The sequence below is a fragment of the Chryseobacterium vaccae genome, from assembly GCF_009602705.1.
Classification (GTDB): domain Bacteria; phylum Bacteroidota; class Bacteroidia; order Flavobacteriales; family Weeksellaceae; genus Chryseobacterium; species Chryseobacterium vaccae.
Map to the genome: position 1 here is coordinate 3,449,540 of NZ_VSWH01000001.1, position 19,389 is coordinate 3,468,928.

Annotated in this window: 17 protein-coding genes; 13 read left to right on the plus strand and 4 right to left on the minus strand. The window is 36.9% G+C overall.

Annotated features, from left to right (window positions below; all coding sequences use genetic code 11):
* A complete protein-coding gene (locus FW768_RS15755) occupies window positions 1-348 on the minus strand; it encodes a tRNA-binding protein (protein ID WP_153397013.1) in 348 nt (115 codons plus the stop codon).
* Window positions 345-854 carry a hypothetical protein gene (locus FW768_RS15760; protein WP_153397015.1) on the minus strand — a complete coding sequence of 170 codons (510 nt, stop codon included), beginning with the start codon at window positions 852-854 and terminating at the stop codon, window positions 345-347. Before FW768_RS15760 ends, FW768_RS15755 begins: the two co-directional genes overlap by 4 nt.
* Window positions 855-1,440: 586 nt before the next feature.
* Between FW768_RS15760 and FW768_RS15765 the strand changes: the two genes are divergently transcribed.
* The 10 genes from FW768_RS15765 to FW768_RS15810 all read left to right on the plus strand — a co-directional run bounded on the left by FW768_RS15765 (window position 1,441) and on the right by FW768_RS15810 (window position 10,753).
* Entirely contained in the window at window positions 1,441-2,313 is an 873-nt protein-coding gene (locus tag FW768_RS15765; RefSeq protein WP_153397017.1) for a helix-turn-helix domain-containing protein, read from the plus strand.
* Between the two features lie 737 nt (window positions 2,314-3,050).
* The gene (locus FW768_RS15770) at window positions 3,051-4,631 is read left to right on the plus strand and encodes a tetratricopeptide repeat protein (protein WP_153397020.1); all 1,581 of its coding nucleotides are present in this window, start codon (window positions 3,051-3,053) and stop codon (window positions 4,629-4,631) included.
* Window positions 4,632-4,805: 174 nt separating this feature from the next.
* The gene (locus tag FW768_RS15775) at window positions 4,806-5,378 is read left to right on the plus strand and encodes a hypothetical protein (RefSeq protein WP_153397023.1); all 573 of its coding nucleotides are present in this window, start codon (window positions 4,806-4,808) and stop codon (window positions 5,376-5,378) included.
* Between the two features lie 112 nt (window positions 5,379-5,490).
* On the plus strand, window positions 5,491-8,328 hold the full coding sequence (locus tag FW768_RS23945) for a DUF11 domain-containing protein (protein WP_185151989.1): 2,838 nt from the start codon (window positions 5,491-5,493) through the stop codon (window positions 8,326-8,328).
* 90 nt (window positions 8,329-8,418) lie between these two features.
* Window positions 8,419-8,949, plus strand: coding sequence for a hypothetical protein (locus FW768_RS15785; protein WP_153397027.1), 531 nt, complete (start codon window positions 8,419-8,421; stop codon window positions 8,947-8,949).
* Between the two features lie 81 nt (window positions 8,950-9,030).
* Window positions 9,031-9,483: a hypothetical protein gene (locus FW768_RS15790; protein ID WP_153397029.1), complete on the plus strand. Its 453-nt coding sequence runs from the start codon at window positions 9,031-9,033 to the stop codon at window positions 9,481-9,483.
* Window positions 9,473-9,919 carry a transposase gene (locus FW768_RS15795; RefSeq protein WP_153397031.1) on the plus strand — a complete coding sequence of 149 codons (447 nt, stop codon included), beginning with the start codon at window positions 9,473-9,475 and terminating at the stop codon, window positions 9,917-9,919. Before FW768_RS15790 ends, FW768_RS15795 begins: the two co-directional genes overlap by 11 nt.
* 19 nt (window positions 9,920-9,938) lie before the next feature.
* Window positions 9,939-10,139 carry a hypothetical protein gene (locus tag FW768_RS15800; protein ID WP_153397033.1) on the plus strand — a complete coding sequence of 67 codons (201 nt, stop codon included), beginning with the start codon at window positions 9,939-9,941 and terminating at the stop codon, window positions 10,137-10,139.
* Between the two features lie 28 nt (window positions 10,140-10,167).
* A complete protein-coding gene (locus tag FW768_RS15805; RefSeq protein ID WP_153397035.1) occupies window positions 10,168-10,416 on the plus strand; it encodes a hypothetical protein in 249 nt (82 codons plus the stop codon).
* The gene (locus FW768_RS15810; protein ID WP_153397036.1) at window positions 10,376-10,753 is read left to right on the plus strand and encodes a transposase; all 378 of its coding nucleotides are present in this window, start codon (window positions 10,376-10,378) and stop codon (window positions 10,751-10,753) included. The genes FW768_RS15805 and FW768_RS15810 overlap by 41 nt, the downstream gene beginning before the upstream one ends.
* 83 nt (window positions 10,754-10,836) lie before the next feature.
* Here FW768_RS15810 and FW768_RS15815 read toward each other — a convergent pair whose 3' ends face one another.
* A complete protein-coding gene (locus tag FW768_RS15815; protein WP_153397038.1) occupies window positions 10,837-11,475 on the minus strand; it encodes a DUF417 family protein in 639 nt (212 codons plus the stop codon).
* Window positions 11,476-11,536: 61 nt separating this feature from the next.
* Entirely contained in the window at window positions 11,537-12,367 is an 831-nt protein-coding gene (locus FW768_RS15820; protein WP_153397040.1) for an AraC family transcriptional regulator, read from the minus strand.
* Between the two features lie 281 nt (window positions 12,368-12,648).
* Here FW768_RS15820 and FW768_RS23550 point away from each other — a divergent pair, with 281 nt between their 5' ends.
* From FW768_RS23550 to FW768_RS15835, 3 genes are read left to right on the plus strand one after another with little or no spacing between them, the layout of a single operon-like run.
* Window positions 12,649-16,725, plus strand: coding sequence for a hypothetical protein (locus FW768_RS23550; RefSeq protein ID WP_185151990.1), 4,077 nt, complete (start codon window positions 12,649-12,651; stop codon window positions 16,723-16,725).
* Window positions 16,726-16,743: 18 nt separating this feature from the next.
* Complete coding sequence (locus tag FW768_RS15830) at window positions 16,744-17,082, plus strand: hypothetical protein (protein ID WP_153397042.1); 339 nt, start codon at window positions 16,744-16,746, stop codon at window positions 17,080-17,082.
* Entirely contained in the window at window positions 17,082-19,313 is a 2,232-nt protein-coding gene (locus FW768_RS15835) for a hypothetical protein (RefSeq protein ID WP_153397044.1), read from the plus strand. The genes FW768_RS15830 and FW768_RS15835 overlap by 1 nt, the downstream gene beginning before the upstream one ends.
* Window positions 19,314-19,389: the final 76 nt, after the last annotated feature.

The window sequence follows — 19,389 nt, forward strand, 5'->3', positions numbered from 1 at the left end:
TTATCCCACCTGCATTCCGTTTTTTGTAGGCAGGGAAGGGCTTAGAAGGGTAACATCTTTTTTGTCTTCCCCATACAATCCCAAAACAAGGCATTCACTAAAAAAGTTGGCAATTTGTTTTTTAGGGAAATTAACAACGGCTAAAATCTGTTTGCCTATTAATTCTTCTTTTTGATAAAGTGATGTAATTTGTGCTGATGATTTTCTGATTCCCAAATCCCCAAAGTCTATTTCCAGCTGATAAGATGGATTCCTCGCTTTTTCAAAATCATTAACTGAAAGTATGGTTCCGCAACGGATGTCTATTTTTTCAAAATCGGCCCAGGTAATATCTGGTTTTGTGGTCATGGTAGTGTATTAATTAAATGTTCAACTTCTGTTTTTTGTTCTGCATATTTTTGCTGTAGTTCTGAGCTTTCACCCATTCTTTTATAATATTCCAGGGCTTTTCCACCGAAAAATTTCTTATGAAAGTCTGAAACATCCGGAATTTGAGGAAAAACGGTATGAAAAAGCATTTCATAGTACGCCTGAAACTCTCTTTCATTTTTGTCTTCTATTACTTGTCCGGGTGCTTTCTGGCGAACATGCAGCATTTCATGGGCGATCATATTGAGGACAAGGTTCAGGTCAAAATCAAATAAATTCCGCGGAATCATAACGGTTTGCGGACCCCCCAGTACTCCCTCTGCCGTAAGAAGCATTGAGGTTGGTGAAAGCTCCTGCCTGAATCCAAATCCGGCAAAGTTCTCATGTTCCAGATTAAAAGAGTGGATCAGATATTTGGCGGCATCCAGAATCTGGTCATGTTCTTTGTAAGCATCAAGATGTAAATGGATCTGCTCAAAATTCATAAACAATATGTTTTATAACAAATGTATTAAAATAACCTGATTTCAGATGAAGAAAGTTAGAGTGAAATGGCTTATTGGTAAGTGGATAACAGAAAATAATGATAAGGATGAAATTTATAATGGTTTTATTGTAAATAGATATATAAAAATAAATGAAATTGAGGCTTGCTGTTTGAGAAAACAGAACAGTCTGTTCTGTTCGTTCGTGTTTTTACCATTCTATTGCGGGTTTCTATCAATCTATTGGAAGGATAAAGAATTATCTTTGACCCAATTTTTAGATTTCATAGAAATTCACAGTCCACTCTATGTTTCTAATTTTTATTTCTTGCCTCTTACCGCAGTCTGCGAATAAGTTTATAGAAATATTTTTTTTCATCAATTGTGTTTATTAAACCATATTTTTTATAAATATGGTTTTTTTGTTATAATTATATCCAGCAGATGTTTTAAATTATTAAAAATTGACTGCTTTCATAAAGCATTATGATTTATAATATTTATTAAATACACTTTATTTTAGAAAAAATATTATATTTATAGCGGTTTATGTGTAGAAATTTCTAAACATAACATAATCACAGAGATGAAAGAATTTTCAATAGAACCGTTTTTACACGCAGAAAATAACCAGAAGTCTATCAATACGAAAGAGATTTCGGAACTGCTTGTGCTCAGGCCTGAACAACTTTTAAAGCCTCATAAAATATCATTTTATGCCGTTAATTTTTATTGTGAAGGGCGGGGAAAACATTCTGTTGACTTTAATTGCATTGATGTTAAAGAAAAACATATGCTGTTTCTATCTCAAAATCAGATTGCTCAGTTTCATGATCCTGTTTCCTATAAGGGCAGGGTGCTGATTTTTACAGAAGATTTTCTCTGCAGAAATAATATTCAGACCCAGTTTTTTGGATTGACAAATCTGTTCAACGATCCTTTGAAAATGCCGTATGTGTGTGTAGAAAGCCGCTTTGAAGAATTGTTGTCTCTTTTTAATTTTATCAGTGAAGAGCTTTCAAGACCTTACAGTGAGCTGCAAACCTGTATTTTGAACAATTATCTGTTTAATATTCTGCTTATTGCAGATCAGTTGTATAAGCCGCAGGACCATATTCTGGATACCCATCCATATAAGCTTCTGGTTTCTAAGTTTAAATCTTTTGTCAGCCAGAAGTTAAGCAGACAATATACAATACAGGATATTACAGACCACCTTAATGTAAGTATAAGAACTCTCGAAAAAGCATTTGTTGAGATAGAAAAAAGCACTCCTAAAAAATGGATGGCTGAAAGAATGGTTCTGGAAATTAAAAGAAACCTGGCGTGTAAAGAATATAATATAAGTGAGGTTGCCTATAGTTTAGGATTTAATGAAGTAACCAATTTTACGAAATTTTTTAAATCAAACACCGGACTTACTCCGAGCCAGTTTAGAGAAAATCTAGGGCCGGTTTAAAGAGAGTATCAACTTCTGAAGGTCTGTTTTGCTTTTTATCAGGGTTTGTTTTTATTATTATCGTGAATTTAACAATATTTATAATTTGTTGCTAATCATCCATTTGTATTGATTTTTTTTATTGTTTGTTCCTTAATTTGGTAAATGATACAGTTTATTAGTAGGAGATAGAAGTCTACTTTTGCACTGCAAGTTTATAAAGAGCTGCGATTCTAAAAAACAATGAAATGAAAAAAAATAGCAAAGAGACTCAGATCAGAGTTTACTCTTTGCTTTTTTACAAAGCGGGGATCTGTTATAAGGATGTTCGCTTTTTTATCATTTTTATGCGGCTTTAGATAAGGATGCCGGAAATATGAAAATATAATTTTGTGATATCACAAAAGAGCTTATCAGAATAAAAGATAAAACACAGCTGAATCCTTTAAATAGAGGAGTCAACGAAAAAAACTTCTGAACGGATGTCTGAATAACTCCAATTGTAAGAAGTGGAAATAAAAAATATAAACACAACCCTATAACCAGAAAAAAATTATGAAACAAGATACATCAGCTACTGTACCTGTTTAATGAGCAGGTATGTATTCAAACCCGGGCGTTTCTGCCCTTCCAATTCTTTTATTTTTAAATTTTTCATTTCCGAAAAATGATTAATGTTTTATTCCGGAGTCATTAAGCTTTTGGAATAAGTAGGATTTATGTTTTAGCTGTCATTTTCCGAATATTAGTACACTTGGATGAATAAATTATTTCTACCTTTTGTTTTACTGCTGTATATAGCCGTAAATGCTCAGGATACCCTAAAGTATAATACAATTTATACGAAAACGTATCTTGAAACCTCTCAAAAAAACTTTAGTCAGGCTGTGAAAACGGCTGATTCATTGTATACTGTATCTGCATCTCCATACTTTCAGGTAAAAAGCCTGATGCTTTTGGCTTCATTATATCAGCAGTCAGGAGATCTCAAAAAATCTATCGGTTATGCTCATAAAACTGAAGTACTACTCGAGGATTCTGAAGACTACCTTTGGAAGGCTAAGGTTTCCGGCTTTTTAGCAACCCAGTATCGTCTTTTGAAGCTTTATAGCCAGTCTAAAAAATATTCCCTGAAAACCTTTAATTTCTGCGACAGGATAGAGAATAAGAAAGTCGCCAATATGACCAGAGGAATGGCTATGCAGGAGCTAGCCTATTATGAGCAGGAACGTGAGCAGTTTCATAAATCGAATCAGTATATTCTTAAAGCCCAAAAATATTTCAATGAATCCGGTCAGAAAACAGATTTCTTTTCTGCAAACAATGAACAGCTTCTGGGGCTTAACTATTATTATCTGAAAAATCAGGATGAAGCCCTGACCCATTATCAAAAAGCGATGGGGCTTAGTAAAGAACTTCCGGAAAGCCATATCACCGGTTTAATTTACAATGGCCTTGCTCAGGTATGTATTGAGAAGGGCGATTTGAAAAATGCCAAAAAATATCTGGATCTGGCCGAAAAAATTTCCGGGACATCAGGATTTCTTCAGCTGAAAAATGCGGTATACAATACTGCCCAGCAATATTATCTGAAAACAAATGATGTCAGAAACTTAACAAAAGTTGCCATAAAAAAGGATTCGGTGAACAAGAAAATCACTGAAAAAAGTAATGCTTTTATTAACGAATCCTACACCCGGCTGTATGAACAGAACAATGAAATATCGGAAGGCAGTTTCAGAAAAGATGTTATCATCTTTATTGGAGCTGTGCTACTCATCTTGATTATCGTTGGATTTATGCTCTATACAAGAATAAAACACAAAAAAAACTTACAGCGGTTCAATGAAATCCTTAAACAAGTGAATAAAGAAAGAATATCTGAGAAAGAGCCGGTTGAGGAAGCCGAATCTTTTTCAAAAGATATTGAAGAAAACGAAAGAAGAACAGAACAGGAATATTCAGTTACAATGACCACTGCCACAGAAAGAAAAATACTGATTAAGCTATACGAATTTGAAAGGTCTGATATATTTACCAATAATAATATTTCACTTCCTTATCTGGCCTCACTTTTTGAGACCAACACAAAATACCTTTCATTTATTATCAATACCCATAAGAAGAAAGATTTCAATAACTATATCAATGAGCTCAGAGTTTATTATGTGATAAAGAAATTGAAAATCAATCCAAAGTACAGGAAATATAAAATTGCAGTTCTGGCAGAGGAAGCCGGTTTTTCTTCCCAGAATAAATTTGCTACTATTTTCAAAAAAGTAACTTCAATGTCTCCTTCTCTATTTATAAAACATCTTGAAGAAGAGAAGGTGAAATAATCATCCGGGAACTTTATCATTTTGAGGAAAATGGTAATAGAATGCCTTTTAAAGCGGTTTTTAGCGCATTATCTTTGTGCCTGTCAGAGGAGGGTTGTCTGGTCACTGTACCGATCAAATCTCATAAACTGTATTATTTATGTCTGCAGTTTATAATATCCTGACACAGGAATAATGAATAAAAAAACGCAAATAGATGTGCTGCCGGGTATACTTTCTTTAAGGAAGTGGATTACGCTGTGTATTCTTATTTTAATCAGTGTTTCTTCAAAATTCCATGCACTATCTTATAATGAGCGAATAGAAGGCTTAGGACAGAACGTAATATACGTAACCAAGGGTACAACTATTTTTATTGGAGATTCCAATATAAAAATAAAACAAGTCCTGATTTCTAAAGAAAACAGGAAAATAAAAATCAGACAGAATAAGAAACCGAAAACTGTAAAATCTTCAGATAAAAGAGAGCAGATCAAAACAGAGCAGATCAAAGCAGCGGCTATTCTATATTCCAAAAACTCTTCTTCCGGAAGTGACCTGTCCGTTCCGGGCAGGAAAGACCTCTTTTTTATTGCTTCAACAGGAGAAACTCAAATAAAATCATCACTTCATAGATCTGTGGATGTTCTTTATGTTCAGAATTATTTATACGGAACCAGTATCGTCTCCGGAAGTTTGGATGAGCTGTTTTTAGAACACCATTTTTCTGAATCCCATGCCATAAGGCCACCTCCTTTTATTATTTGATTTTTAACGTATTAACTAAAATTCTCATGCTTCTTTTACTGGAGCACAGGTAAGTTCATGCCTGAATCTGAAAATGAACGAACAATAAATGAATGAATTAATGAAAAATAATATGAAGTATCATCTACAGTTTAGAGCTGTAATAACTTTTGTATGTCTGTTGTGCAGCGGATGGCTTTTGGCAGACGGCTCCAGGAATTTGTACCCGTCAGGTGCTACCGGGCTCCGTGCATTTTTGAGATCAAGCACCACTACCACAGATAGCTGGCCTTTCGCCAATGAAGGAACGCATTATGTATATGCCATACCAGGAGAAATCATTACTCTGGCTTCAAGTGCACAGAATGGAGGAACAGGAAGAATACGGCTTTTTGCACCAGATGGAACACAGGTTGTTAACAATACTTCCAGTGGACAGATTTCCAGCAGAAGTGCAGAAATTGCAGGACCACAGCTGTCTGGGCAGACAGGGGGAGGCAGATATACACCCATCTATCATCCTGTAACAGAAGCCGGTATTTACCGTGTTGAGTTCGTGGGACGGGCAACATCAGATCCTTCCACAACAGTAAGTGCAGATAGTAACTGGACGCAAAGCAGTACCAATGCCGGAATTGCAGCATGGGACGTATCCGTTATTAATACAGGCAATACAGGATTTGTGCAAGGACGTGTGTATGCCAATATCCTGAATCTTTCCAACGGAACCTCTTCTGCAGCTACTGATGGATTTTATGGATTGGTATATGTACTAACAAAAGACGGATACACTTATAGAGTAAATAATAACGGGAATAATGGACTTTATTTTACTTTTTATGCGAATAACAATGGGTTTATAGATCCCACTACACAAAATCCTGTTTATAAAAGTCTTGACCAGTCCACAACCGCTTTTTTAACAGGAAAAGCACATAACCCCAATTTAGCCGATACTTCTAAACACATTACCCATAAACTGTTCTACAGCCTTCCTGCGGCAGATTTGCCAACAACATCATCAGGAGCTGTTCCGGGAGGTTCTACCTGGCTTAAAAGCACAGTAATTGTACCAGATGTGACAGGAGTTCAGCTGGTAGGAGTTGATGGAACACCAGCACAGGTAAGTGGGAAAGGAGGATATATTAAATTTAACGCAGGGGCTCCCGGGCAGTATAAAATTGTGATCCAAAGCATAGCAAATCCGGCTGCTTTTGTTACGCGTACCCTTACGGGACCGTCTGTAGAAGGAGTTAATTCTATTTTCTGGGATGGAAAGGATGGTTCCGGAAATTCACTGCCAATAGGTTCAGTACCAGCAGAAGTAACGGTACAGCTTCAGGGAGCGGAAGTACACTTCCCGTTCATTGATATGGAGTATAACAGGAATGGAACAATTATCCAGCTTCTGGATCATACCAATCTGAGTAATGTAGCATCAGATCTTGTTTACTGGAATGATACTGATATTCCAAATGGAAGCACCGGTACATCTTCTAACCCTAAAAACAATACCCACCTGCCTCCGGTAAACAGTGCAGGAATCAGCAGTGTAACTAACGGACATATCTGGGGAGTAGGAGGATCAGGAACCTCCGGGCTGTTCGGAGATGTAAGGTCAATTGATACATGGACTTTTATCAAAGGAAATGCAGCGACAATTGCTACCACTGTGGAAGTGAAAATTGCAGACTTAAAAGTAACCCAGGTAGTACCGGATAAATCTGCGGTTTCAGTAGGAGAACAGCTTACCTACACTGTAAAAGTGAAAAATGACGGTCCAAGCGGTGTTACGGAAGCTCCGTTTACTTTTACTCTTCCGCCGGGTCTGGATCCGCAGTCTCTTGTTTTCACAGCCAACGGATGCGGAAGTGAATCGACAGCAATAACTTACAATCCTGCGACACGTACTTATTCGTCTGCACTTAATTTGCCTAACGGATGTGAAATTACCTATAAATTCACTGTAACGGTTACTGCTTCTGCAACACCGGGAAATTTAACAGTAAAAGCAGGAATACTTCGTCCGAATGACGTAACCGACCCGGATGCAACCAACCCTAACCCTGCAGTTCCACCTACCAATGCAGAATATGAATGTGCGAATAACGGGTTAGGAGGTAATTGTAACAATTTATTGAATAATGCCAATGTAATGTTTTCTCCAACGCCAATATGTACGGAAGATGTTCAGGGGAATGCTTTCAGTACAGAAGACGGAGATCCGGTAACTTTCTCTCAGCCAGCCACCGATTTTGGTTTTGTCTTCGATATTTATACGCTTGATAATTCTTTTAACCTTAACATCAACGGAACTCAGCTTGCTACGCAGGAAATTCAGTTTTCTACAGCTGTTCCGAATATCCGTTTCGCAGACGGATCTGTTTACGGATCGGGTGGAATACCTGAAATCTGGCAGATCATAGGAACATCTTCAGCCCCTTCAGTAAGAGTAAATATCAGTGCTACAGGAGCGGTAACATTATTCGGTAGTAAGACATCAGGAGGTCCGTTATTTCCTTTGGAATTATATAATGGAGCAACCTTTAATATAATAACCTGGAACGTAGCATCAGCCAATATCGTTACAGCAACACAGGTGGTGGTAGGTCCTACTTATATGACCGGTTACGGATCAGGAAAGAAAATCGTGCCTTGCCATTGTATCAAACCTGGAGCAACAGGTACGCCGGACAGCTATGCACAGATCGGAATTCTTACCAAACCATCGATTACTGCTGCGAACTGGCCTAAAAATGTTCCGAACGGGCAGCTTGTTCTGGATAGTGCCGGAAAAGGTCTTGTGGTTACTCATATGACCACCGCTCAGAGAAATGCTCTGGTTCCGGTGGAAGGAATGGTTATTTATAATACAGATTTAAAATGTGTTCAGCTTTACAGAGGTACCACCCCGGGAGTAGATATTTCCCGTACCGGATGGAACTGTATTAAAAGAGGCTGTAACGAATAACAATAGGTGATTAAGTTTTTAAAGATTGCCGGGATAACTGGAAACAAATATCCTGGCAGCTTTTTAACGGATAAAAAAATGAAATTAAAAATGAGAAATATAATAATTACATCAATAGCTCTCTTTTCTGCAGCTTTATTCAATAATATAAAGGCTCAGGTAGCATTTGGTAAAGATAATGTAGCGAACCCGAGTGCTCTGGTAGAATTTGGTCCGGGGAATAAAGGGATTATACTACCATCAGTTGCTTCAGCTTCAGGAGCGGTAGGAGGGACTTTTGTTTTTAATACGGCCGATAAAGCAGTGGAAGTGTGGGAGGAAAAAAACAATAACAATACCGGAGGCTGGACTTCGCTTACGGATCAGGGACAAGGTATTCTTCATGCTTTATTTAATACAGGCACAGATGCAGCAGCAACAGCCGGAGTGATTATCGGAGCAACAACAACAAGTAAGCCAGGAACTCTGGTGCTGGAATCTACAACAAAGGCAATGGTTTTACCTGTAGTGACCAATCCGCATCTGACTATGAAAAGCTCAGTAGCAGGAACGATGGTATATGATACGGCTTCTGATATGCTGGCTGTATATGATGGAACGAATTGGAGCTACTGGAAATAAGAAAATCATCAGTTTAGTTTTGAGCTGCAGAATGAGGGGTAGAAATAGTCCTCTTCTGCTGCTTTTATAAGTTAAAAAAAAATGACAAAAATTAATAATTTTCATACAATGCAGATGATCATGAAGGTTTTAACAGTCATGATCCTTGTTATTTTTTTAGTCCTGGCCTGCGCACCTTGGAATACAGCTGTCAAATTTGTTCTTCTCGCTACGGGAGCTCTCCTGCTGAGACTATTCCTAAAGGCTAAATGCATTGAATATGAATTCTCAGGAGAATGCATAACGATTAAAAGATTTCATCCTTTTTACCAACGAAAAAAGATGTCGCCTTTCGCCGAATTTCCAAGACAATACCTCAAAGATTTCGTGCTTGAAGAAAGACAGATGGTTTCCAGCCTGGTTATTGTGCTGGATACGGAAAAAAGAAAAGGATTCAAAATGAAACTTCAAATAGCGGGTTTTAATAATCAACAAATAAAAGACCTTACAGATTCACTGGAAAGTATAAAAAAGACGAATAAAAATGAATACTGATTTTAAAAATATCCATGTTGGAAAACTGGTAAAAAAGAGAGTGGCAGAATGTGAGATTGATACATTCAGAATATGCAGATTTTTTAAATGTACGGAAGATGATTTGAAAATCATGTATCAGCAGCCGGATATGCCCTCTGATCTGATGCTAAAATGGAGTAAGTTATTGGAATACGATTTTTTTAGAGTGTATTCACAGCATCTTATATTATATTCTCCCCCGGCCAATGCCAATCTGAGCAGACAGACAGACAAGAAGAAATCAGATCTTCCCCAATTCAGAAAGAATATTTATACAAAGGAGATCATTGATTTTATTATGGAATTGATCCTTACAGGAGAAAAAACAAGATATCAGGTGATAGAAGAATATAGAATACCCAAGACCACATTGTATAAATGGATGGATAAATACAGTAGTAAAGCAGCCAGTTAACTTAATATACAAGTATAAAATGATACTAACTGAAATGATCCTGATCGGGAAAACAATTGAAGAAGCAGAAGAACTTGTAGGGCAGAAAACAGTAAGAATGTACAGCTCAAGATATGCTTTTGAATTAGAGCGTTATTGCTTTGGTATTTTAAAAAGACGTCTACATATTTCTACCTGTAAGGGAATCATTTATGACTGTCATTTCAGAATAGATCTGTAAAATAAGCCAATCAAAAATTCCAGATTTTATGAAACCAGACAAGCAACTGTACGAAAAAGATTTTCTTTTGGGGCTCTCAAAAAAAGAAGTCATCAATGAACTTGGACACGGATTCAATTTTTATCCGGATGATATCTGGTATTATGAAATAAAGAGGACATGGTGGGGAATGAAAACGGTTCTATTCCTGATTTTCCGAAACGGAAAGCTACAACACAAAAACATTAAGAAAGTATATGGAAAAGTATATAAAACCAAACTACCAGAAAATCTATAGTGATATTATCACCAGAAAATACCCTGATAAAGAAGAAAAGTGCAGATCTATCCTTACCAAAAAAGATCTTTCAGTAATGGATGTTATTAAGCTGAACAAGCTAATTTTTACGAAAGATGTAATGCAGGATACACTCATCAGCAATCAGAAACATCGTTCATACGATAAACAGACCATACTGCAGATCCTGAAGTATCAAAAAGAAAATAACATGAATAACAGTGAATTGGCAAGACACTTCAGCCTTAGCCGTAATTCTGTAGCGAAATGGAGGAGGATATTTTTAGGAGAAGAAAACTCTGGAAAGAAAATTGCAGCTAAGGATCTTGTATATTAATGAATTTTTGAATAAAATTTATTGGCGGTGGCTCCGAAGGAGCCACCGCCAATAAATTAGCACAGGGGGGCACAGAGAATTTATTAATCATTTTTATCCGGAATGGAAATTCCGCCTTTGGCGAATATCTTTTTTAAGCTGTCTGAAAGCAAGACCAGCCCGGCAGCCATCATGATAATGTCCTTCAGAACAAGACGTCCGGCTCCTGATAAATAAGGAAATCCATGCTGAGGTGTGGGAAAATCACCACCGAGATCAGGAACATATACTTCCGGGGTAGTAATCAGAAAAGACAAAGTAACTAAAGACATCAGGAATGTTAATGCTCCGCCAGCCGCTCCAATTTTGGGAAACCATACTCCCAGAACAACCAGAATCCCTATGATGACAATCACACTGCCAAGTCCGTAAGAAAAAATATAAGTTCCGTTTTCTTGGTGCCAGTCTATATTTCTCTGAACAACTTTTCCTTCCGGATTCTTATAAATAGTATATTCCGGAACCATTTTATTTTCCTTATTAAGCACTTTATTGGCTGCATTTTTATAAAAGAAATTCATAACAGGACTATTCGCGACAAAAGGGACGATTCCCTCTGCTTCATACTGAAATGCTTTTAATCCTCCAATCCATGCCATAACGATGAATATGGAAACCCTCAGAAAATTAAGGAAGTAAGAGTCCAATGCCGTAAGACGGTTAAGTAATCTGTTGTGCTGCATAATTTGCTTTTCTACAAAGGTATTGAGGCACAAGCCTCTTAAAAATAGAGATATCAGGATATTACATGGACATTTTTGCCACTACAGAGATTCCTACCTTTTCTCTGTATTTTTTAGGAGAACAGCCAACGGATTTCTTAAAATACCTGCTGAAATAAAATTCATCATTAAAACCTAGCTCAGCAGCAATTTCTTTCACAGATCGATAGGTAAGATGAAGCAGTTTTTTGGCTTCCAGAATGACTCTTTCATTAATAAGCTGGCTGGGAGTTTTACCAAATTCTTTCTTAATGGTTTTGCTTAATGTTCCGCCAGTGATATACAGTAGATTACTGTAAAACGCAAGTTCCTTTTCCTCCTTAAAATGAAGATCCAGCAGCTTTCGGAATTCTCCGGCGTGTTTATTAGCGGGTGTTTTATGGTAAATCTCATTCTGCACTATATTGATTTTCTGTTTGCTGCAAATGGCAAGGATCAGCTGAATATAAGTTTTAATAATTGATGCTGAAAACGGATGATCTTCCGAATTTTCAAGTTGAACATGATTAAAAATTTCCAGAATCAAGGCATAATTTTCCTTAGTGAGCTGTATGGCCGGGTTTAAATAGATATTGTTAAAAAGAAGCCCATTACAGGCAACTTCTTCTTTATGATATTCTATACAATAATAATCACCATGGAAGAAAAGACAAAAAATCTCCTGCCCGGAATGTGGTACCAGATTTAACTTCTGAAAAGGAGAAAGAAACAGGACTGTACAGTCTTCATAAAAATAATTAATGTGATCTACAGAAAAAACGCCAGACCCGTTCAGTAAAATGACACTATAATTTTCTGTCGTAAGGTCTGTGGGAAAATCAGATTGATGATAAGATTGTATGTGTACAGCCATGGAATAAATATAGGAAATCTCAACTGTATAAGCTTAATATTACTAGTGGGGATTGTTTTTCAAAAAAATATAAAACCTGTTTTTAATACGTCGAGTTCTGTCGCTTCCGGCTCTGATATTTGCATCAATAAAACACAGAACATGAAAATAGACTTAAAAAATAGGGGTGGACATCCCGCCTGATACCACCTTAAAAAATAAGGCTTACATCAAAAGTCATTATTGAAAAAAAGACTTTTCTTATTCATTTATTCAATAAAAAACAATCAAAATCACAAAAAATGAACAACATTGAAAACAATGCTGCCGAAACTCCGGCAGAAAACATTCCATCTCAAACCCTGTTTAGATTTGTAAGCTTAAGAAGCCCCCAGCTTTCTGATGAAAAAGAACAGAATAAAAGATTTATTCTGATTCCTGAGACCTATAAAAATGATAATACATTTTATATTCCTGTAGTAAATGCAGTAGGCTCAAAACAAAGGAAATTAATTGAATGCGCTGCTGCTTTTGCCAGTAGTCCAAAATGTATTAGCAGCGATCCTGCCAGTTTACATAATTTATCAAATTTTAAAAGAAATTACAAAGCAGTTTGTGAATTTGGAGCATGGATTGTAAAAAACAAAGATACCCACACTGCCCAAGAAATTCTTGCTGTAAGAAATACCTATTTTGCCGGGCAAATACAACCTACTCCTGAGCCTGCCGATATCTGGAATAACCTAATTTACCAGGTCGTGACACAAAAAGACTTTTATATTAAAGAAACGCTGATGCAGGCCTTACTTGCCATGCATGTTCTGCCGGCCGTTAATGAGGAAACAACAAAGATATTAGTAAATGCCAAAGTAGTTCTTCCTAAAGAATTAATGCTGGATGACAAACCTCTTCCGGCGTCTGAAACGTTCTCAAAAGCCGGAGCAAGAGAAGCAAAAGAAACAATTCCTACAGAGGAAATGAGAAAGCAGCAGCTGGTTTCTGTAACAAAAGCAAAACTTGAAAAATATGCAGGACTAAAGAAGAACCTTTCTGCAATAGAAAGAAGATATAGGAGGGAATATCAGACAGAATATGAAGTTTACCAGGAAGGGTATCAAAGAGAAATTGCTCCTATTATTGAGCGCTATAATCTTGAAGTAGCTGAAATGAGAGATAAATACTGTCCTACAAGAGCTCCCGGCGAAAAATATGATCCGGCAGATCCATGCCAGCAGATCCCAAAAGTTCCAGAACCAGTCCTTCCAAAATTTGATTTCCAGTTCCGCCCGGAAATAGAAGCCGGAAATTTAGAATTGGAGCTTAAGCCTGATAATATGGAGGCGCTATTGGATATTCTTGGGTTTGATTTTCCGCAGGATCAAATCAGTAACCGTGCTGCAGCTCCTGGAACTCCGAATCTTAATGAATTACTGGATGGAAGAAACACTTTTTCAGAAATCAATGCTCTGATCAAAGAAACGGAGGAAAAGTGTAATACGATTATTGCAGAAAATACAGAAAGCAATACAGAAGTTTATACCAGTATTGGAGGGGTTATTGTTCCTTTAACAAGAACTGTTTCTGTACCGTTTACTTACCAGATTTGTCCACGGGTTTTATATAAGAGGTATGCACTTGATCTTTCTTTAAATGTTCCGGATGCTTCCTGGGATGTTTCCGGAGTATCATATGCCCTGATTGAAAGCAATGGTAATTTGAATGCAGACAACGATGGATTCTGGTTTGTAAAATCAAGAACAGGAAATACTATTTTCTTAAACAACCTTTTAAAGGAAGGTGTTGAATATGCTGCTTTACAGGATTCCTCTTTTGATATTAAAGTCTATTTTACCAACGGAAGAATGGCTCAGTTCAGAACCAATGGAATTAGCACAAGATCATGTATTTCTTCCCAATTTGAACTGCTGGTTGAAGAAACAGAAAATCCTCCGGTTGTCATTGAGGGTGAACAGAACTTCATCCCTTCAGGATTTGGATTTAAACAAATAGGGATTGCTGATTATCTGAAAGTAGAACAGAGTACCCATGCTTATGTGGAAGGAGAAGTAGCTCATATTGAGAATATCATGGCAAGAGAATACCGTGAAAAATCTACCCGAAGATTAAGAAGAAGCGAAAATACAACCACCTCCTCTTCAGATACTGAAAGAGAGCAGCTTTCAGATACCACTACGGCTAACCGCTTCGAAATGCAGTCTGAAGTATCAAAAATTATGCAGGAATCCAATGATTTTGCCGGCTTTGCTAATGCAAGTTATAGAAGCCCTAATGGATTATTCTCTCTGAATGCAGGAGCTAATTATGCCAATCACCGTTCCAAAGATGAAAGTACAAGACAGGCGGTGAGTCAGGCTCAGGATATTACTGCCAGAGCAATGGACAGAATCGTGACCAAAGTTCATGAAGAACGGATTGAAAAGATCATTGATGAGTTTGAAGAAAACAATTCCCACGGATTTGATAACCGTAAAGGGGATAAAAATGTAGTAGGAGTGTACCGTTGGGTAGATAAACTGATGAAAAACCAGATCTACAACTACGGTAAACGTATGATGTTTGAATTTATGGTTCCGGAGCCTGCAAAACTTCATTTGTTGGGAATGGCTTCTCAGAAAAAACCGGATCAGGTAACTTTGGTAAAGCCGGAAGACCCAAGAACCTCTTCTGTAATGAAGCTTGCTCATTTTGGAGATCTGGCGAATGATAACGTTCTCAAGTACTGGACAGCGAAATATAATGTTGAAATTCCAGAAAAGCCAATTGAATCTTACAGCGTTGGAAAATCAATGAGCGGGCAGTTTGTCAATGAAAACAGTGCCATCCAGAATGCATCCTTTAAAGATGAAATCCAGATTCCGGATAATTATGTGGCTGTAAAATGTGCAGCAGGATACAGTGCGGCAGGTGATAGCAGCGCAACGGCGATGTGTATTCTGGTAGGAGATCAGACGTTCTATATTCACGGAAGGTGGTCCCAGCTTGAAATGCACCCTAGACAAGTTCTTACAATGCCTTATTCAAAGTCCATTCCTATTTCTACTACTTTCTACGAGGCTTTTTCAGGAACAGTGAATTGTGTGGTTGATCTGGAGTTAACAACCGAAGCCAAAAATGCATGGTATCAGAAAGTTTTTAAAGCGATTATAGACGCCTATGAAGATGCTTTGGTGGGGTATAATAATAAACTTGGAGAAGAAAAGAATAAGGCTGTAGAAATCAAAGGTTCAAACCCGATGTTCTACCGTCAGATTGAAAATACCATTCTGCGTAAAAACTGTATTTCATATCTGTCAGACAGAACTTCCGGTTCTACTCATGGCTACGGATTAGAAGGGCAGACCAGCGGTTCTTCCTTCAGAGACTATGAAACGGTTTTAAACAGCAATCTTGATAAATACACCGCTTTTGTGAAGTTTATGGAACAGGCTTTTGAGTGGGAAAATCTTTCCTATAACCTGTATCCCTATTATTGGGGCAACAGAGAAAACTGGATGGATCTTTATCAGGCTGAAGACACCGATCCGTTGTTCAGAGCCTTTATGCAGAGTGGTATGGCGAGAGTTGTTGTTACGGTACGTCCGGGATTTGAGGACGCAGTACAATTCTATCTGGCCACCGGAAAGATCTGGAACGGAGGCGAAATTCCTGTCATTGGTGATGAATTATACCTGTCTATTGCAGATGAAATGAAGGAACCCAAAGGAATGAAACAAGGAAAAGCCTGGATGACAAGGCTTCCAACGTCTCTAAACATCCTTCAGGCAGAAAGTATCGGATTGAAAGTGAAACATGCGCTGCCTTTCAGTACAGAAAATCCGGATGATTTTGAAGTACCGTCAGAAGTGATTACAGAAGATAAATTCAATTTTGAAAAAGATAACAGCTTGCTGGGCGGAGGTATAGGTGAAAAATGGATTGAGATTACGTTTGATCGTATGGATAAATATTCTAATATTTATTCGATGGATGATAATTCCGTTTTCCCCAGAATATATGAGTGTATGGGAAATACTATTACAATTGAAAGAGATGCTGCCTGGAGTGCAACGGAACTTTCAACGGTCTTCTACAAAAGTTTAGCATTTGAATTATCCGCAATTGATGGGTTAAAAGCTGTTCCTACTGGAAATAATGGATTAACATTTAAAATAGATGTTAATAAGATAAAAACATTTACATTCAGAAAACCAGATGATAATGATGAATATGGTTTGTTAAAGTTTGTAACTGATGGGCAGGATTACCTTAAAATTTTATCTCCTGAACAATACCGTGAAAGAGTTTTAGATAAAGATAGAATTGAGCTTACAATGAATGATTTTACAGATAAAGCTCCTCTTTCCAAATTCCTAGTTTAATCCCTTAAAATTTAACCCATGAGCCGTGTAAAACACGAGGCTATCTGGCAGCACGATAAAGTGCTGCCTTATATCCTCACGACCTTAAAAGATAAGATTAGTGAGATTACTGCGGTAGAAAAGATATTCCTTTTCGGAAGCAGGGGCCGGATTCCTTTTGAACAATGGAAGGATCTGGAAGGAAAAGACTGGGACGTTATGGTACAGACCAAATACAAACTGAAGAACGCTCAGATTCTGGTAGATAAAGATTATTACGTGGATCTTCTTGTTCTGGATGAAGAAAGGATCAAAACGTATTATTCAGGAAATAAACTGACGATGGTTTTCCCGGAGAACGAATTAAAAATACCGTGATGAGCTTAGAAATATTAAACAATCCTTTATTGGGCAGCTCCGAACATTCTTTTTTTAAAACAGACAGCCCTTCTTTCCCTGTTTTGAAATCACCTTCCGAACAGAAACAGCTTACAGCAAAACAAATTGCTAATACCTATTATGATGGAAAAGCCGCTCTGAGTGGTAAGGGTTTTCAGATCTATACAGATGATCCCATATTTGGAGGAAATATAGAAGAGGTCGTTATTTATCAAAGTATGTACAGAAAGACCATTGAAGGAATTGATGTGATTCTTTTTGCCAGTAAAGACGGAGCTTTTCTTCTTCAGCGTTATATGGAGGCGCTGCCGGATAGTAATCAGCTGATTCTTTTCCTGGAAATTAATGATCAATATAATTACAGCACGGTAATGCGGGCTGTGGCAGGTGCGGAGCTTACGAAAACTAAAAATAATTCCTTTGACGATATTCTTAGTTTTACAAGAAAACATCAGGTTACTGTTTCTCCAAAAGCACTTGAAGAGCTGATCAAAAATGAAATTTATAGAAATAAAGTAAGTTTCATTAGCTGGTTTCTGGGATTAAAAGATGCCAGCATCGGTAAGATATTTAGTTTCTTTAAACAGGAAATGTTAGAAGGAGCTGCTGATTTTTTTATAGAAGGTATCGCAGATAATATTGCAAAACTCAGGATTACTGAAAATGGCTGGAATCCCTATCCTAAAGAAGGTGAATACGATCCTGTTTTTATTCCAGATGCACTTTATAAGGAACTTAAAAAATTCTATGAACATGAAGGTCAAAAGAATCCGTATGAAAATCTGGAAGGACAGAAGAAAATAAATGCCCAAATTGTAAAAACCCTGTTTGAAAAAATAAATGATGTTAAAACAGATTTTAGTAATCTCCTGGCTAATGCAGAAAATTTCTTTCCTGCTTTTATTTTTAAGAGAATTAAAAAATCCATCAACTTCTTTTTCAACCAGATAGATAAAATTGAAAGTTTTCTTATCGATCCCCTTACCGGAATGCAGCATATTATCTATAGAGGTCATCAGATGACTAATGCTTTTCTGTGTGGGATTTACAACAGTCTGATTGATATTATCGCAGGAATTTTTTCAATCATTGGCTTTATTTTCAAGGCAGTTGCTGCTATGGATAGAGTGAATGACCGGAAAGTTGAATATGGTGAAATGTTCCTTGAGCTAACGGAAGACCTTATGGAGGGGATTATGAACTTTGATTATCTGGACTTTTTTAAACAATGCCTGACCTTTCAGATAAGAACCATTATTCGTCTGGTAGCATGGATTGAGGAAAAAGTCCCTCAGCTGACTTTTGAAAAAGCTTCTTACTATTATGGATATATCATTGGGATTATCGTAGACATCGTTGTTGAAACGCTTCTTACCGGCGGAACAGCTGCGGTTGCTAAGCTGGCTAAAACGGTAGAAAGCTTTATATTAAATCCTCTTGAAAAGATTTCCAAAGCCGTTACCCATGCCGGAAATTTCATGACAAGAATCCTGGAGTTCATTAAAATGATGCTTCGCGAATTTAAAAAAGGAACAAAGGAAATTTTTTCTAAATTAGAGAAAGTTTTAGATGAGGTCTTTGGATTGGGAGATGAAGTAGCGGATCATGCTCTGACGCCTGCGGAGAGAAGAGTGAAGGAGAAGCAAAAGAGAGCTCAGAATAAGTTTGAGAGAAAAAGAAGAGGAGGAAAGTATAATTTAGAAGATGTAGATGAATTAGGTTCTAAACCAGCAACAAAAGAAGAGTTGTTAGATTGGGATAAAAAAATTAAAATCTTAGCATTTAAGGAAAAGGGGAGGTTTAGATTAGCGACAAAAAACACTCCAGCATATAGATATATAGAAAAGAATAATATTGCAGCATATTTTGATGCTCATGAAATACCACCTGTAATATGGTATAAAGAAGGTTCTTCTAATTATGTAATTGCCCATGAATATTATCATTTGGAAGAATTTTGTAAAATTGGAAAAAAAGCTTTCACTAAAAAAGATTTTGGCACTTTAAAAGAAGCACTTGTGAATAATATATTGCGTGAGAAATATGTTGCTGAAAGATTGCTAGAAAATGCAGAAATACTAAATTTATCCTTGAGTGAATTAAAACATATTAAATTGTACTATCAAGAGAAGATTATTCTACCAGCAGTTAATTTGGGAGTGGAAATGATTCCAGAATTTATTATAAGATTTAAAAATTACGGACTATGACAGATAAAGAAATAATAGAAAAAGCAACTAAAGCTTTAAAAGCATTAGATTTACTTGCTGATTATAACAGTATTGG

Bases quoted from the DNA above. Each gene is read 5' to 3' on its own strand.
- FW768_RS15810 (WP_153397036.1), top strand. From the start codon at position 10,376: ATGGAAAAGTATATAAAACCAAACTACCAGAAAATCTATAGTGATATT.
- FW768_RS15775 (WP_153397023.1), top strand. From the start codon at position 4,806: ATGAATAAAAAAACGCAAATAGATGTGCTGCCGGGTATACTTTCTTTA.
- FW768_RS15760 (WP_153397015.1), bottom strand. From the start codon at position 854: ATGAATTTTGAGCAGATCCATTTACATCTTGATGCTTACAAAGAACAT.
- FW768_RS15815 (WP_153397038.1), bottom strand. From the start codon at position 11,475: ATGCAGCACAACAGATTACTTAACCGTCTTACGGCATTGGACTCTTAC.
- FW768_RS15785 (WP_153397027.1), top strand. From the start codon at position 8,419: ATGAGAAATATAATAATTACATCAATAGCTCTCTTTTCTGCAGCTTTA.
- FW768_RS15820 (WP_153397040.1), bottom strand. From the start codon at position 12,367: ATGGCTGTACACATACAATCTTATCATCAATCTGATTTTCCCACAGAC.
- FW768_RS23945 (WP_185151989.1), top strand. From the start codon at position 5,491: ATGAAGTATCATCTACAGTTTAGAGCTGTAATAACTTTTGTATGTCTG.
- FW768_RS15770 (WP_153397020.1), top strand. From the start codon at position 3,051: ATGAATAAATTATTTCTACCTTTTGTTTTACTGCTGTATATAGCCGTA.
- FW768_RS15805 (WP_153397035.1), top strand. From the start codon at position 10,168: ATGAAACCAGACAAGCAACTGTACGAAAAAGATTTTCTTTTGGGGCTC.
- FW768_RS15800 (WP_153397033.1), top strand. From the start codon at position 9,939: ATGATACTAACTGAAATGATCCTGATCGGGAAAACAATTGAAGAAGCA.
- FW768_RS15790 (WP_153397029.1), top strand. From the start codon at position 9,031: ATGACAAAAATTAATAATTTTCATACAATGCAGATGATCATGAAGGTT.
- FW768_RS15795 (WP_153397031.1), top strand. From the start codon at position 9,473: ATGAATACTGATTTTAAAAATATCCATGTTGGAAAACTGGTAAAAAAG.
- FW768_RS15765 (WP_153397017.1), top strand. From the start codon at position 1,441: ATGAAAGAATTTTCAATAGAACCGTTTTTACACGCAGAAAATAACCAG.
- FW768_RS15830 (WP_153397042.1), top strand. From the start codon at position 16,744: ATGAGCCGTGTAAAACACGAGGCTATCTGGCAGCACGATAAAGTGCTG.
- FW768_RS23550 (WP_185151990.1), top strand. From the start codon at position 12,649: ATGAACAACATTGAAAACAATGCTGCCGAAACTCCGGCAGAAAACATT.
- FW768_RS15755 (WP_153397013.1), bottom strand. From the start codon at position 348: ATGACCACAAAACCAGATATTACCTGGGCCGATTTTGAAAAAATAGAC.
- FW768_RS15835 (WP_153397044.1), top strand. From the start codon at position 17,082: ATGAGCTTAGAAATATTAAACAATCCTTTATTGGGCAGCTCCGAACAT.